The organism is Streptomyces sp. SCA2-17 (assembly GCF_044336695.1).
This window is the reverse complement of sequence record NZ_CP117521.1, coordinates 5,867,656-5,882,615: the sequence shown is the minus strand read 5'-3', so window position 1 is coordinate 5,882,615 and position 14,960 is coordinate 5,867,656. Positions and strand designations below refer to the sequence as shown.

Sequence of the window (14,960 nt, the reverse complement as noted above, 5' to 3'; positions counted from 1 at the left end):
AAGCCCATCCGTACGCCGGTAAAACCCGCCCCTACGCGGGTGAAGCCCATCCGTACGCACCGGCCCGCCAGCCCCTGGCTCTTCCTGCTGCCCGGCCTCGCCACCGTCACCGCCTTCAGCCTCTACCCCTTCCTCACCACGCTCCACAAGGCCTTCACCGACGCCCGCACCCTCACGCCCGGCACGTGGGTGGGTCTGCGCAACTTCCGCGACATGGCGCACGACGAGCAGTTCTGGGTCGCGCTGCGCAACAGCGGCCTGTACGTGGTCCTCGTCGTGCCCTTCACCGTGCTGCTGCCGCTGCTGCTCGCGCTCCTGGTGCAGAAGCGGCTCCCGGGCGTCGCGTTCTTCCGGTCCGCGTTCTACACGCCCGTCGTGGCCTCCAGCGTCGTGGTGGCCCTGATCTGGGGGTGGATGCTCGACGACCGGGGCCTGGTCAACGGCATCCTGCGGGTGCTCGGGGCCGGGCCGTTCGCCTTCCTCGGCGACGAGTGGCTGCTGCTGTTCAGCGCGATGGCCCTGACGGTCTGGAAGGGCCTCGGCTACTACATGGTCATCTACCTGGCGGCGCTGGCGCACGTGCCGCGCGAGCTGTACGAGGCGGCGGCCGTCGACGGCGCGGGCGCGCTGCGGCGCTTCACCGCCGTGACCGTGCCCGCCGTGCGCTCGACGATGGTCCTGGTCGGCGCCCTGTCGTCGGTGGCCGCCTTCAAGGTCTTCTCCGAGGTCTTCCTCCTGGCGGGCCCCACCGGCGGGCCGGCCGGGCAGGACACCACGCTCGTCATGCTCGTCCAGCGCACCGGTACGGGCCTCAACGGCCGGGTGGGCTACTCCTCGGCGCTCTCGCTGGTGGTCTTCGCCGTCGCCCTGCTGCTGATGCTGCTGGTGCTGCGCGCCGGCCGGAGGGGGGAGAACGCATGAGCCGTACGCCGCACGCCCCGCGCGCGCATAAAGCCTCCGCCGCGCAGAAAGCCTCCGCCGCGCAGAATGCCCCCACGGGGCGGAAGGCCTCCACCGGCGAGAAGGTCCTGCGCTACGTCCTCCTCCTCGCCGTGCTGGCGCTGACGGTCGGCCCGTTCCTCTGGCAGCTGTCGACGTCCCTCAAGAGCACCACCGAGGACGTCTACACCGCCCCGCCCCGCTTCCTGCCGTCCCACCCGACCGCCCACAACTACGCCGCGGTCGCGGACATCATCCCCGTGTGGGACTACGCCCTGAACTCCCTCAAGGTCGCCGTCGCGAGCGTCCTCACCAACCTCGCCGGCGCCTCGGCGGCCGGTTACGCGCTCGCCCGGCTGCGGTTCCGCGGGCGCGGGGCGGCGGGGCTGGCGTTCGTGGCGGCGGTGCTGGTGCCGCTGGAGTCCATCGTCGTCGCCCAGTTCACGATGATGCGCGACCTGGAGCTCAACAACACGCTCGTGGCCGTCGTCCTGCCCGGCGCGGTCGGCGCGCTCAACGTCCTGCTGATGCGGAACGCCTTCTCCAACCTGCCCTACGAGATCGAGGAGGCGGCCGTCATCGACGGCGCGAACGTGTGGCAGCGGTTCGTGCGGATCGCGCTGCCGTCCGTACGGGGCACGCTCGCCGTCGTCGCGGTCTTCTCCTTCATGGGGGCGTGGGACGACTTCCTGTGGCCGCTGATCGTGCTGTCCGGCCCGGACCGCTTCACGCTCACCGTCGGCCTGAACTACCTGCACGGCACCTTCCAGCAGGATCCGCGGCTGGTCGCCGCCGGCACGGTCATCGCCGTCGCCCCGCTCGTCGTGATGTTCGCGTGCCTCCAGCGGTACTTCTTCCGCGGCGTCGGGGAGGGCGCCGTCAAGGGCTGACACCTCCCGTCCACGACACCCGTAGCAGAAGGGACACCCCCGCCCCATGCGCTTCGGCGTCAACTACACCCCCGCCCGCGGCTGGTTCCACCACTGGCTCGACTTCGACCTGGACGACGTCCGCGCCGACCTGGACTCCATAGCGGCGCTCGGCCTCGACCACATCCGCGTCTTCCCCCTCTGGCCGCTCTTCCAGCCCAACCGCACCATGATCCGGCCGCGCGCCGTCGAGCAGCTCGTGAGCCTGGTGGACGCGGCCGGCGAACGCGGGCTCGACGTCAACGTGGACGGGCTCCAGGGGCACCTGTCCAGCTTCGACTTCGTCCCGTCCTGGACCACGACCTGGCACCGCCGCAGCCTCTTCACCGACCCGGACGTCGTCGACGCGCAGGCCCGCCTCCTCACCGAGCTCGCCGGCGCGCTCGCCGGGCGGCCCAACTTCCTCGGCATGACGGTCGGCAACGAGTTCAACCAGTTCTCGGGGCCGCCCCACCCCGACCCCGACCGCGTCAGCCCCGCCCAGGCCGGCCGCTGGCTGCGCCGCATGCTCGCGGCCTGCGAGGAGGGCGCGCCCGGCAAGACCCACCTGCACGCCTCGTACGACGCCGCCTTCCACGACGGCGAGCACCCCTTCACGCCCGCGCACTCGGCACGGCTCGGGGCCATGACCGCAGTGCACTCCTGGGTCTTCAACGGCACCGCGCAGCGCCACGGCCCGAGCGGCGCGGCCGAGCACCTCGCCGCCTACCTCATCGAGCTGTCCAAGGCCTGGGCCGCCGACCCCGCCCGCCCCGTATGGCTCCAGGAGACCGGCGCGCCCGCCCCGCACCTCCCGCCCGGCCGCGCCGCGGCGTTCACGGAGGCGACCGTCCGCCACGCGCTGGACTGCCCCGGCCTCTGGGGCATCACGTGGTGGTGCTCCCACGACGTCGACCGCGCCCTCGCGGACTTCCCGGAGCTGGAGTACGGGCTGGGGCTGCTCACCAACGACCGCGAGGTCAAGCCGGCCGGGGAGGTGTTCGCACGCCTCGCCCGGGAGCACCGGGACGGCCACGGCGGCCCCGCGCCGCGGCGGACGGCCCTGGTCCTGGACGCGGGCGACACCGAGGACGCGCCGGGGCGGGCCGTGTGCGCGCCGGGCGGGGCGTTCTTCGAGGCGTGGATGCGGGTCGCCTCCGGCGGCGGGCGGCCGGCGGTGGTGCTGGCCCAGCGGGCCGGGGACGCGGCGCATCTGGCTGCGCGGGGCATCACGGAAGTGATCGCGGTCGATCAGGTGCCCTAAGCGCTCCGTGGGAAGTGGAGTGCGTCATCTGCGGGCCGGTGGGGGCTGGTCGCGCAGTTTCCCGCGCCCCTTCGGGGCACGGACCCGCACCGTACTTCGGCAAGACCGCTTAGTAGTGCGCCTCCTCCAGATGTGCCCCCGGACGGCTTGAAAGAAGAGGAGTCACCATGAACGTCACCCGCCGAAAGGCTTTAGCCACCGGCGCCGCCGGCCTCGCCGCCGTCGCCCTGTCCGCCGGGCGCGTCGCGGCCGCCGACGCCCCCTCCCCCGCCCTCCAGCCGTACGCCTCCTACTGGTTCCCCGACAGCCTGCCGGCCGGCTCGCCCGCGCCCGGGGTCGTCCGGCGCAGCCTCGCCGCCTGGGATCCCGCCAAGGACCCCGGCTTACCGTTCAACCGGGCGACCGTGCCGCTCGCCGCGCGCTTCGCTCCCCCGCCGCCCAACGCCACCGCCCGCGCCGGCCAGGCCCGCGTCAGCGCGCTCGCCGCGTTCGCCCACACCTCCGGGAACCCCTCCCAGGGCGCGCCGACGGCCGACTTCTACGCGCTGACCCACTGGGCCTACCTCGACGAGCTGGTCTTCTGGGGCGGTTCCTCGGGCGAGGGGCTGATCCTGGCGCCCAACGCGCCCGTCGTGGACGCGGCCCACCGCAACGGCGTGCCCGTGCTCGGCACGGTGTTCCTGCCGCCGGCGGCGTACGGCGGGCAGTTGCAGTGGACGCGGGACCTGGTGCGGCGCGGCCCGGACGGCGGGTTCCCGCTGGCCGACCAGCTGGTCCGGGTGGCGCGGGCGTACGGCTTCGACGGCTGGTTCGTCAACGCCGAGACCGGCGGCGGCGACGCCCGTCTCGGCGCGGACATGCGCGACTTCATCGCGTACCTCCGGACGCGGGGCGCGGCACGCGGCAAGGCGCGGGGCGCGGACCTCCGCGTCACCTGGTACGACGCCATGGTCGTCTCCGGCGGCATCGACTGGCAGAACCGGCTGAACGACAGCAACGCGCCGTTCTTCCGCGCCGCGAGCTCGATGTTCCTGAACTTCAACTGGGGCCGGGAGGGCCTCGTCTCCTCCGCCGATCTCGCGCGGAGCATGAGTCGCGGCCCGTACGAGCTGTGGGCCGGGATCGACGTCGAGGCGCGCGGCTGGGACACCTCCGTGGACTGGGACGCCGTCGCCCCGGCGGCGGGCCCGCACGTCACCTCGTACGGCTTCTACCGCCCGGAGTGGACCTGGACGAGCCTGCCCGCCGGGGCCCGCGGCCCGGCCGCCTTCCACGCGCGCGACGACCGCTTCTGGTCCGGTCAGCGGCTGGATCCCGCGGCGCCGGAGGCGGGCCCGTGGCGGCCGCCGGCCGCGTCCGTCGCGGACCGGTCCACGCTCACCGCCCTGCCGTTCGCCACGACCTTCAACACCGGTCACGGCCTGGGCTGGTACGAGAAGGGCCGGCGTACGGGCGAATCCCCGTGGCACCACCTGGGGCTCCAGGACCGGCTGCCGGGCCGGCGCTGGGTGATCCGTACGGCGGGCCCGCGGCCGGCCGTCGGCTTCGCCTTCGACGACGCCTGGCGGGGCGGCAGCAGCCTCCTGGTCGCGGGCGAGCTCACTGCCCCGGCGGAGGTCGGGCTGTACGAGGCCCGGCTGCCGTTCTCGGACGCCACGGTCGTGGAGCTGGCCCACCGTACGGACCCCGGTTCGGCGGCGGTGCGCGTCGAGCTGGTGGTCGCCGTGGACGGCGGCGGCGTCGCGTACCTCCCGGCCGGTGTCCTTCGCGCGGGCGGCCGCGGCTGGACCACCGCGACGGTGCGGGCCGGAGCGAAGCTGCGCGGCCGCGCGGGGCGGAGGCTCCGGGCGCTCGGCGTCCGGCTCACCGCACCGGACGGCGGTGCGGTGCGCTGGCGGCTGGGCCGCCTGGCGGTGCGCGACGCGGCCCCCGCGGCGCCCGCCCCGCCCGTGGCCCCGGCGGTCACCGCGTCACACGTGGGGCCCGGCGGCACGGCCGAGCTGCGCCTGGCCTGGGGCGCCCCGGCGGGCGCGGCGGTACGCCAGTACGAGCTGCGTCAGGCGCTGCCCGGCGGGCGCTTCCGCTTCCTCGGCGGCACCTGCGGGCATGCCTACTACGTCCCGGCGCTGCGTCGTACGGACGGCGAGGCGGCCACCCGGATCGAGGTGCGCGCCGTGGACGAGCTGTACGCCGCGTCCGCCCCCGCTTCCGTCGCCTTCCGCTGGTGACCTGGCAACCAAGCGACCCCCGGTAGGCAACCGACCTAAGGAACCGACCTGATGCACAACGACCGCACCATCACCGAGGCCCGGCTGAAGCGCGTGCTGGACGAGCGCATCCGTCCGGCCGTGTACCCCGAGTCGGTGCCGCTCGCCGTCACCGTCTGGCACGCGCCCGGCGAGCCCGTCCCGGTGGCCGAGGGGATCGCCGCCGGGGGCGTTCCGATCGAGGCGGGCGCGGCCTGGGGGTCGCCGTGGGGCACGAGCTGGTTCACCGTGACGGGCAGCGTGCCGCGGGAGTGGGCGGGCCGGACGGTCGAGGCCCTGCTGGACCTGGGGTTCGACGAGAACATGCCGGGCTTCCAGTGCGAGGGGCTGGTCTACCGGCCGGACGGCTCACCGGTGAAGGGCCTCAACCCGCGCAACCAGTGGGTCCGGATCGCCGAGCGGGCGGCCGGCGGCGAGGACGTGCTGCTGCACGTGGAGGCGTCGTCCAACCCGGTGATCCTCGACTACCACCCGTTCGTGCCGACCGAGCTGGGCGACCGGGAGACGGCCGGCGGCGAGCCGCGCTACCGGCTGGCGCGCATGGACCTGGCCGTCTTCGACCGGACGGTGTGGGAGCTGGTCCAGGACCTGGAGGTGCTGGAGGGGCTGATGGCCGAGCTGTCCGGGGACGCGCCCCGCCGCTGGGAGATCCTGCGGGCCGTCGAGCGCGCGCTGGACGCGGTCGACCTCCAGGACGTCGGCGGTACGGCGGCGGGGGCGCGCGAGCGGCTCGCTGCGGTGCTGTCCGCGCCTGCCCACGCCTCCGCGCACCGGATCAGCGCGGTCGGGCACGCGCACATCGACTCGGCGTGGCTGTGGCCGCTGCGCGAGACGGTGCGCAAGGTCGCCCGCACGACGTCGAACATGACGGCGCTGCTGGAGGACGAGCCGGGGTTCGTCTACGCCATGTCGCAGGCGCAGCAGTTCGCGTGGATCAAGGAGCACCGGCCTGAGGTGTACGCGCGGGTGAAGAAGGCGGTCGCGGACGGCCGCTTCGTGCCGGTGGGCGGCATGTGGGTGGAGTCGGACACGAACATGCCGGGGTCGGAGGCGCTGGCCCGGCAGTTCGTGCACGGCAAGCGCTTCTTCCTGGAGGAGTTCGGGATCGAGACGGAGGAGGTGTGGCTGCCGGACTCCTTCGGCTACTCGGCCGCGCTGCCGCAGCTGGTGCGGCTGGCGGGGGCCAAGTGGTTCCTGACGCAGAAGATCTCGTGGAACCGGACGAACAAGTTCCCGCACCACACGTTCTGGTGGGAGGGCCTGGACGGCACCCGGGTCTTCACGCACTTCCCGCCGATCGACACGTACAACGCACAGCTGTCGGGCGGGGAGCTCGCGCACGCGGTCCGCACCTTCCGGGAGAAGGGCGGGGCCACCCGCTCGCTGGCGCCGACGGGCTGGGGCGACGGGGGCGGCGGCACGACGCGCGAGATGCTGGCGCGGGCGAAGCGGCTGGCGGATCTGGAGGGCTCGGCGCGGGTGGTCTTCGAGAAGCCGTCGGCGTTCTTCGAGAAGGCGCACGCCGAGTACGCGCAGGCGCCGGTGTGGGTGGGCGAGCTGTACCTGGAGCTGCACCGGGCGACGCTGACCAGCCAGGCCCGCACCAAGCAGGGCAACCGGCGCGCGGAGCACCTGCTGCACGAGGCGGAGCTGTGGGCGGCGACGGCGGCCGTGCGGGCGGGCTTCCCGTACCCGTACGAGGCGCTGGACCGGATCTGGAAGACGGTGCTGCTGCACCAGTTCCACGACATCCTGCCGGGCACGTCGATCGCGTGGGTGCACCGGGAGGCGGCGGTGACGTACGCGGCAGTGGCGGCGGAGCTGGAGGAGATCGTCGGGAGCGCGCTGGCGGCGCTGGCGGGCGACGGCCCGGGCGACGGCGGGACGGTGGTGTTCAACGCGGCGCCGCACGGGCGCGGGGAGGCGCCGGCCTTCGGTGCGGCCGCCGCCACCGGACCGGTGCGGCTCGTGGAGCCGGAGCCGCGCGACGGCGGCGGGTTCGTCCTCACCGACGGCGCGCTGCGCGTCGAGATCGACGGCAGGGGCCTGGTCGTGTCGGTGTACGACCTGGCCGCGGACCGGGAGACGATCGCGCCGGGCGCTGCCGCCAACCTGCTGCAACTGCACCAGGACTTCCCGAACATGTGGGACGCCTGGGACGTGGACCACTTCTACCGGAACACGGTGACCGACCTGACGGACGCCGAGTCGGTGGAGCTCGCGGACGACGGGACGACGGTGCGCGTGGTGCGGGCCTTCGGCTCCTCGCGCGTCGAGCAGCGGATCTCCCTGCCGGCGGGCGAGCGGCGGCTGGACATCGCCACGGAGGTCGACTGGCACGAGACGGAGAAGTTCCTCAAGGCCGCGTTCCCGCTGGACGTGCACGCGGACCGGACGGCGGCGGAGACCCAGTTCGGCCACCTGTACCGGCCGGCGCACACCAACACGAGCTGGGACGCCGCCAAGTTCGAGGCGTGCGCGCACCGGTTCGTCCACCTGGAGGAGCCCGGCTGGGGCGTGGCAGTCGTCAACGACTCGACGTACGGCTACGACGTGACGCGCACGGTCCGCCCGGACGGCACGGGCACGACCACGACGGTGCGGCTGTCCCTCCTGCGGGCCCCGCGCTTCCCCGACCCGCGCACCGACCAGGGAACGCACCGCTTCCGGTACGCGCTGGTGCCGGGCGCGTCCGTCGGCGACGCCGTCCGCGAGGGCTACCGCATCAACCTGCCCGAGCGGCGGGTGCCGGGCGGCACCGCCGTCCAGCCGCTGGTCCGCGTCGGGAACGAGGCGGTCGTCGTCTCCGCGGTGAAGCTCGCGGACGACGGCAGCGGCGATGTGGTCGTGCGGCTGTACGAGTCCCGGGGCGGGCGGGCCCGCACCCGCCTGGAGGCGGGCTTCCCGCTCGCTTCGGCGTCGGTGTGCGACCTCCTGGAGCGGCCGCTGGCCGCAGCGGCGGCGGACGGTGACGCCGTCCCGCTGTCGCTGCGGCCGTTCCAGATCCTCACGCTGCGGCTGAGGCGGCGCGGCTAATCGCTTCGCGGGAGCGCGGTATTCCATCTGCGGGTGGGTCGTGGCCGGCCGCGCAGTTCCCCGCGCCCCTTCGGGGCGCCGGGGGGTGTCAGGCCGGGCGCGGGATGTAGGCCAGGCCGTGGGCGCCGGAGAGGCCGAGCTTGCCGAGGTCCAGCCGGGACAGGCGCTGCATCGTCTCCAGGTCGACGATGTCGACGGTGGAGGAGACGACGCAGGACACGTAGGCGAGCCGGCCGTCGGGCGACGAGTTGATGGTCAGCGGGACGGTGCCCACCTCGACCTCGCCCAGTTCCTCGCGCGTGCCGGCGGAGAACACCCGCAGCCGGCCCGCCGCATGGTTGCGGATCCCGGACTCCGGGTCGAACCCCCCGTCCAGTTCGCCGGCAAGCAGCTTTCCGGTCGACGTGACGTGCACGGGCATCACGACGTCTTTGGTGGGCAGCGTGTCCACGACGGTGGCCGTCCGGGTGTCGATGACCCGGATCCCGGCGAGCGACCGCTCCTCGGTGGCGGCGAAGGGCCGGGCGTAGGGCGCGGCGACGAAGAGGTGCCTGCCGTCGGCGGAGAGGGCGAGACCCTCGCTGCCCGGCACCTCGATCCTCGCGGTGAGGGTGCGCTGTTCGAGGTCGACGACGGACACGAACGGCGTCTCCTTGTTGGTGGAGTACCCCGTCCGGCCTTCCGGGCCGACGGCGAACCAGTGCGGGACGGGCGCGTCGAGGCCGATCCTGCCGAGGGGGCGGCGGGTGTCCGTGTCGATCACGACGACACCGCCGGGCCGGTCCGCCGAGGCCTCCACGGTGACGTACAGGCGGTGGTGCGCGGTGTCCAGCGCGAGGCCGTGCGGCCCGTGTTCGGGGGCGAGGTCGATGACCTCGACGATGCGGCGCGCGTCGGGGTCGATGACGGTCAGTTCGGTGCGGCGGCCGGTGTTCTCGGCGTAGTGGCCCGAGTGGTACGTCGTGACGCACCACAGGAGCCGCTGCGTCGGGTCGTAGACCAACTCGTGGGGCTCGGGGATGACTTCGACGGCACCGAGGCGCTGGTCGGAGGCGGCGTCGAAGAACGAGACGGTCGCACCGACCTGGCTGACCACGGCCAGGACGTCGCCTTCCCGGCCGGCGCGCGGGGACTGCTGGGCGGCCGGCGCGGAGGACGCAGAGGACATGAAGGGCTCCTTGAACGACGTGAACGAGACGATTTCGCGGATGTCTCCACCCTCGGCGCAGGAAGAGCCCGGAACAATGCAAAGATAGGCACCAAGTCATTGACTCAAACGTAAAAATGCAGGTCAGGATGGTTCCAATGGATCTCAACTTGTTGCGAGTCCTGGACGCCCTGCTCCAGGAGAACAGCGTGACCCGTGCCGCCGAGCACCTCGGCACGTCGCCCGCGGCGGTCAGCCGCACCCTGGCCCGGCTCCGCCGCGCCGTCGGCGATCCCCTGCTGGTCCGTGCGGGCCAGGGCATGGTCCCGACCCCGCGCGCGCTGGAACTCCGGGAGGAGGTGAGCGCGTTGCTGCGCGACTGCGACAACGTCCTGCGGCCCGGCGCCGGCTTCGACCCCGCGCACCTCCGGCGCACCTTCACCGTGCAGACCAGCGACCTGCTCCTGGCCGGGCTGGTCGGCACCCTGACCGAGCGGATCCACGCGGAGGCCCCGCACGTGGACGTGGTCTTCCTCTCGGAAGCGCTGGAGGGCGGCCCCGGGCTGCGGCAGGGCTCGGTCGACGTCGAACTCGGCGTCCTCGGCCACCTCGACCCCGAGATCCGCACCCGGCACCTCGCCCGGATGCCCCTGGTCGGCATCGCCCGCAGCGGTCACCCCCTCTTCGAGGGGCGGATCGACGCCCGCCGCTTCGCCGCGGCCGGCCACATCGGCATCTCGCGTCTCGGCAAACGCCTCGGCCCCATCGACAGCGCGCTCGCGGAGCTCGGGCTGCGGCGCCGGGTCGCGGTCGTCGTCCCCAGCCACACGGGCGCGATGGTCCTCGCCCGCGACACCGACTTCGTCTCCCTCACCCTGGCCGGCTGGCTCCCGGGCACGGTCGCGGCACTGGGGCTGCGCACCTTCCCCATCCCCCTCGACCTGGCACCGCTCGACCTCGGCATGGCCTGGCACCCCCGCAACGCGGCCGACCCGGGGCACCGCTGGTTCCGCGACCACCTGGCGGCTTCGGTCCTCGACCCGTCCTCCAGCATGGGGAGTGACAGCCTGTAGGAAGCAACGGCCCGGAAGAACGCAAGGCGGGCCCTGAGCCCGGTGATACGCATCGGACTACGGTGACGGTGTGACGACGTATGTGGCGCTGCTGCGCGGTATCAATGTGGGCGGCAAGAAGCGCGTTCCGATGCAGACCTTGCGGGAGCTGCTCTCCGGCATGGGGTGCGGCTCCGTCCGTACCCACCTCAACAGCGGCAACGCCGTGTTCACGCACCCCGGGCCGGACCCGGACGAACTGGCCCGCGAGCTGGAGCGGGCGATCGAGCGCGAGCTGGGCTTCGCGGTGACGTGCATGGTGCGGGAAGCGGGCGACATACGCCGTGTCGTCGACGCCGACCCGTTCGCCGGGCGGGAGGTCGACCCCGCGCGCTACGTGGTGACGTTCCTGGCCGGGCCCGCCGATCCCGCCGCCGTGGCGGACGTCGACCCGGCGGCGTACGCGCCGGAGGAGTTCGTCCTGGCCGGGCGCGAGCTCTACGTGTACTACGCGGCGGGCATCCGCGACGCGAAGCTCGCCAAGGTGCTGACGGAGCGCCGCCTGGGCACGGCGGGCACCGGGCGCAACTGGAACACGGTCACCAAGCTGGCCGCCATGGCGCAGGAGATGCAGCAGACGGAGGAGACGGGCGCGGCCGGGGGATGACCGCGGCGCAACCACCCGCCCGCGGCTCAGCCGGATGAGGTCTCCGCTTAGCATGCGGGCATGAAGCTGCGTTTTCCCCGCCTGCGCGGGCGACGGCTCGCCGCCACCGCCGCCGCGGCCGCCGTGCTCGCCGGCGGCGGCACCTGGGCCGCGGCCTCCGGCGCGGGCGGCGATCCGCCCGTGCACCGCGAGGACCGCTTCATGCCGATGCCGGAGGCGCCCGGCGGCAGCGGTTCCGTGCGCATCGACACGTCGTTCTTCACGGCGGGCGGCACGGGCCGCAGGCCCGCCGTCCTGCTCGCGCACGGCTTCGGCGGCAGCAAGGACGACCTGCGCGGGCAGGCCGAGGAGCTGGCGCGCTCCGGCTACGCGGTGCTCACGTGGTCCGCGCGCGGCTTCGGGCGCTCCACGGGGCGGATCGGGCTCAACGACCCCGGCCACGAGGTCGCCGACGTGAGCCGGATGCTCGACTGGCTGGCCACACGCCCCGAGGTGGAGCTGGACGGCGACAAGGACCCCAAGGTGGGCATCGCGGGCGCCTCGTACGGCGGCGCGATCGCGCTGCTCGCGGCCGGTCACGACAAGCGCGTCGACGCGATCGCCCCGCAGGCGACGTACTGGAACCTCGCCGACGCGCTCTTCCCCGGCGGGGTGTTCAAGAAACTCTGGACGGGGATCTTCTTCACCTCCGGCTCGGCGACGCCGGGGCCTGTCGCGGGCGGCAAGGCCGGCGCGGTCCCGGGCGCCGGCGCGCAGGCGTCCCCGTCCGCGGAGCTCGGCTGCGGGCGGTTCGAGAAGCAGCTGTGCGAGATGTACGAGCGGGTGGCGGTGGCCGGCAAGCCGGATGAGCAGGCCCGCGAGCTGCTGGAGCGCCGCAGCCCCTCCGCGGTCGCCGGCCGCATCAAGGTGCCGACGCTGTTCTTCCAGGGCCAGTCCGACTCGCTCTTCCCCCTGGACCACGCCGACGCGGCGGCCGGGGCGATCGGCCGCAACGGCGCGCCGGTCGCCGTCGACTGGATCGCCGGCGGCCACGACGCCGGCATCGGCGAGACCGACCGGACCGTGCAGCGTACGCGCGCGTGGTTCGACCGCTACCTCAAGGGCGACGAGAGCGTGGGCACGGGGCCCGCCTTCCGGGTCAGCAGGACGGGCGGCATCGACACCACCGACGGTAAAGCGCAGTTGCGCGGCGCGAGCGGCGAGCGCTACCCGGGCCTGCGGAACGACCCGCGGACGGTCGCGCTGTCCGGGCGCCGGCAGACCTTCGCCAACCCGCCCGGGGCGGCGCCGCCGGCGATCTCGGCCGTGCCCGGCGTCGGGGCCGCGGCGTCGCAGCTGTCCGGGCTCGGTCTGGGGCTGTCGCTCGACTTCCCCGGCCAGCACGCCGGCTTCGACTCGGAGCGCCTGGACGAGGGCGTCCGGGTGACGGGGTCGCCCGCGGTGAAGGTGAACGTCGCCTCCGACACGGGTGAGGCGGTGCTGTTCGCCAAGGTCTACGACGTCGGCCCGAACGGGAAGCAGGTGCTGCCCGCGCAGCTCGTCGCGCCCGTGCGCGTGACGGACGCGAAGGGCGGCCGGACGGTGGAGCTGCGGCTGCCCGCGATCGACCACACCTTCGAGTCCGGGCACCGGATGCGGCTCGTCCTCGCCGCGACCGACCTGGGCTACGCCTCCCCGGCGGCGCCCGCCACGTACAGCGTCTCCGTGGAGGGCGGGCTGAGCGTGCCGACCGCGCCGGACGTGCGGACGGCCTCGGCCGCGCTGCCGTGGTGGACGTGGGGGCTGCCGCTGGGCGGTGCGGTCGTCGCGGCCGCCCTGCTGCTGACCGGGCGCCGGCGGGTGACCGCCCCGGCGCCGGACCCGGCCCTCGCCGGGGTGCCGCTCCAGATCACCGGGCTGAGCAAGCGGTACGCCAAGTCCGCCGACCGGTACGCCGTGCGGGACCTGTCGTTCCGGGTCGAGCGCGGTCAGGTCCTGGGCCTGCTGGGGCCGAACGGCGCCGGCAAGACCACGACGCTGCGCATGCTCATGGGGCTCATCCGCCCGGACGGCGGGGAGGTCCGCGTGTTCGGGCAGGCGGTGCGGCCGGGTGCGCAGGTGCTGTCGCGGGTGGGGGCGTTCGTGGAGGGCGCCGGCTTCCTGCCGCACCTGTCCGGGCGCGCCAACCTCGACCTGTACTGGCAGGCCACGGGCCGGCCGGCCGAGGACGCGCACCTGGACGAGGCGCTGGAGATCGCGGGGCTCGGCCCGGCCCTGGAGCGCGCCGTGCGGACGTACTCGCAGGGCATGCGGCAGCGGCTCGCGATCGCCCAGGCCATGCTGGGGCTGCCGGACCTGCTGATCCTCGACGAGCCGACGAACGGGCTGGACCCGCCGCAGATCCGGGAGATGCGCGAGGTGATGACCCGTTACGCGGCGGCCGGCCGGACCGTCATCGTCTCCAGCCACCTCCTCTCCGAGGTCGAGCAGACCTGCTCCCACCTGGTCGTCATGGACCGCGGCCGGCTGGTGACCGCCGGTCCCGTCGCGGACATCGTCGGCTCGGGCGACACGCTGCTCGTGGGCGTGGAGGGCGAGGTGTCCGAGGTGACGGCGGAGAAGGTGGCGGCGCTGCCGGGGGTGGCGTCGGCGGTACGGGCCGAGGACGGCCTGCTGGTGCGGCTCGACGGCGCGAGCGCGCCGCAACTGCTGGCCGAGCTGGTCCGGCTGGAGGTCCCGGTGGCGCGCGTGGGTCCGCACCGCCGCCTGGAGGACGCGTTCCTGACCCTGATCGGAGGCCCGGCGTGAGCGCTGCGGTGAACGAGGCGCAGGCGGCCGGCGAGTCCGCTCCCGGCTACCGGGCGCGGCACACGCTGCCCCTGCGCGTGGAGGCGATGCGGCAGCTGCGGCGGCGCCGGACGATGGTGGTCGGCGCGGTGCTCGCGGCGCTGCCGTTCGTGCTGATCGCGGCGTTCGCGATCGGCGGGCAGCCGGCCGGGCGCGACGGGCGGATCACGCTCATCGACACGGCGACGGCGTCCGGGGCGAACTTCACGGCGACGTGCCTGTTCGTCTCGGCGGGCTTCCTGCTGGTGGTGCCGGTCGCGCTGTTCTGCGGCGACACGGTGGCGTCGGAGGCCGGATGGTCGTCGCTGCGCTACCTGCTGGCCGCGCCGGTGCCGCGAACGCGGCTCCTCGTCAGCAAGCTGACGGTCGCGCTGGCGTTCAGCGCGGCGGCGATGGTGCTGCTGCCGGTGGTGGCGCTGGCCGCGGGCACGGCCGCGTACGGCTGGGGGCCGTTGCAGATCCCCACGGGCGGTTCGCTGCCGGGCACCACCGCCGTGGGGCGGCTCGCGATCGTCGTCGCCTTCGTCTTCGTGGGGCAGCTGGTGACGGCCGGTCTGGCGTTCTGGCTGTCGACGGTCACGGACGCGCCGCTGGGGGCGGTGGGCGGTGCGGTCGGCCTGACGATCGTGGGGAACGTCCTGGACGCGGTGACGGCGCTGGGGCACTGGCGGGACTTCCTGCCGGCGCACTGGCAGTTCGCGTGGGCGGACGCGTTGCAGCCGCGGCTGGAGTGGGGCGGGATGGTGAAGGGGACGGCGGTGTCGGTGGCGTACGCGCTGGTGCTGTTCGCCCTGGCGTTCCGGCACTTCCGGGGGAAGGACGTGGTGTCGTAGGGGGGGCCGGCTGGTCGTAGG

The 14,960-nt window shown here is 74.2% G+C and carries 10 protein-coding genes; 9 read left to right on the top strand and 1 reads right to left on the bottom strand.

What is annotated here, in order from left to right; all coding sequences use genetic code 11:
• Window positions 1-39 precede the first annotated feature (39 nt).
• The 5 genes from PS271_RS26330 to PS271_RS26310 all read left to right on the top strand — a co-directional run bounded on the left by PS271_RS26330 (window position 40) and on the right by PS271_RS26310 (window position 8,414).
• Window positions 40-921 carry a carbohydrate ABC transporter permease gene (locus PS271_RS26330; protein ID WP_398385191.1) on the top strand — a complete coding sequence of 294 codons (882 nt, stop codon included), beginning with the start codon at window positions 40-42 and terminating at the stop codon, window positions 919-921.
• Window positions 918-1,829, top strand: a complete 912-nt coding sequence (locus tag PS271_RS26325) for a carbohydrate ABC transporter permease (protein WP_398385189.1) — start codon at window positions 918-920, stop codon at window positions 1,827-1,829. The genes PS271_RS26330 and PS271_RS26325 overlap by 4 nt, the downstream gene beginning before the upstream one ends.
• 46 nt (window positions 1,830-1,875) lie before the next feature.
• Window positions 1,876-3,111, top strand: a complete 1,236-nt coding sequence (locus PS271_RS26320) for a glycoside hydrolase 5 family protein (RefSeq protein ID WP_398385188.1) — start codon at window positions 1,876-1,878, stop codon at window positions 3,109-3,111.
• A 167-nt stretch (window positions 3,112-3,278) separates the two neighbouring features.
• The gene (locus tag PS271_RS26315) at window positions 3,279-5,339 is read left to right on the top strand and encodes an endo-beta-N-acetylglucosaminidase (RefSeq protein WP_398385187.1); all 2,061 of its coding nucleotides are present in this window, start codon (window positions 3,279-3,281) and stop codon (window positions 5,337-5,339) included.
• 51 nt (window positions 5,340-5,390) lie between these two features.
• Window positions 5,391-8,414 (top strand): alpha-mannosidase, encoded by a 3,024-nt coding sequence (locus tag PS271_RS26310; protein ID WP_398385185.1) that lies wholly within the window; start codon window positions 5,391-5,393, stop codon window positions 8,412-8,414.
• Window positions 8,415-8,502: 88 nt separating this feature from the next.
• Here PS271_RS26310 and PS271_RS26305 read toward each other — a convergent pair whose 3' ends face one another.
• Window positions 8,503-9,582, bottom strand: coding sequence for a YncE family protein (locus PS271_RS26305; RefSeq protein ID WP_398385183.1), 1,080 nt, complete (start codon window positions 9,580-9,582; stop codon window positions 8,503-8,505).
• A 137-nt stretch (window positions 9,583-9,719) separates the two neighbouring features.
• Between PS271_RS26305 and PS271_RS26300 the strand changes: the two genes are divergently transcribed.
• The 4 genes from PS271_RS26300 (at window position 9,720) to PS271_RS26285 (ending at window position 14,939) form a co-directional block, all read left to right on the top strand.
• Window positions 9,720-10,634: a LysR family transcriptional regulator gene (locus tag PS271_RS26300; protein ID WP_398385182.1), complete on the top strand. Its 915-nt coding sequence runs from the start codon at window positions 9,720-9,722 to the stop codon at window positions 10,632-10,634.
• Between the two features lie 70 nt (window positions 10,635-10,704).
• Window positions 10,705-11,280, top strand: coding sequence for a DUF1697 domain-containing protein (locus PS271_RS26295; protein WP_398385181.1), 576 nt, complete (start codon window positions 10,705-10,707; stop codon window positions 11,278-11,280).
• A 60-nt stretch (window positions 11,281-11,340) separates the two neighbouring features.
• Window positions 11,341-14,067, top strand: coding sequence for an alpha/beta fold hydrolase (locus PS271_RS26290; protein ID WP_398385179.1), 2,727 nt, complete (start codon window positions 11,341-11,343; stop codon window positions 14,065-14,067).
• Complete coding sequence (locus PS271_RS26285) at window positions 14,064-14,939, top strand: ABC transporter permease (RefSeq protein WP_398385177.1); 876 nt, start codon at window positions 14,064-14,066, stop codon at window positions 14,937-14,939. Before PS271_RS26290 ends, PS271_RS26285 begins: the two co-directional genes overlap by 4 nt.
• The last annotated feature ends 21 nt before the right edge of the window (window positions 14,940-14,960 follow it).

Bases quoted from the DNA above. Each gene is read 5' to 3' on its own strand.
- PS271_RS26315 (WP_398385187.1), top strand. From the start codon at position 3,279: ATGAACGTCACCCGCCGAAAGGCTTTAGCCACCGGCGCCGCCGGCCTC.
- PS271_RS26290 (WP_398385179.1), top strand. From the start codon at position 11,341: ATGAAGCTGCGTTTTCCCCGCCTGCGCGGGCGACGGCTCGCCGCCACC.
- PS271_RS26310 (WP_398385185.1), top strand. From the start codon at position 5,391: ATGCACAACGACCGCACCATCACCGAGGCCCGGCTGAAGCGCGTGCTG.
- PS271_RS26305 (WP_398385183.1), bottom strand. From the start codon at position 9,582: ATGTCCTCTGCGTCCTCCGCGCCGGCCGCCCAGCAGTCCCCGCGCGCC.
- PS271_RS26325 (WP_398385189.1), top strand. From the start codon at position 918: ATGAGCCGTACGCCGCACGCCCCGCGCGCGCATAAAGCCTCCGCCGCG.
- PS271_RS26300 (WP_398385182.1), top strand. From the start codon at position 9,720: ATGGATCTCAACTTGTTGCGAGTCCTGGACGCCCTGCTCCAGGAGAAC.
- PS271_RS26320 (WP_398385188.1), top strand. From the start codon at position 1,876: ATGCGCTTCGGCGTCAACTACACCCCCGCCCGCGGCTGGTTCCACCAC.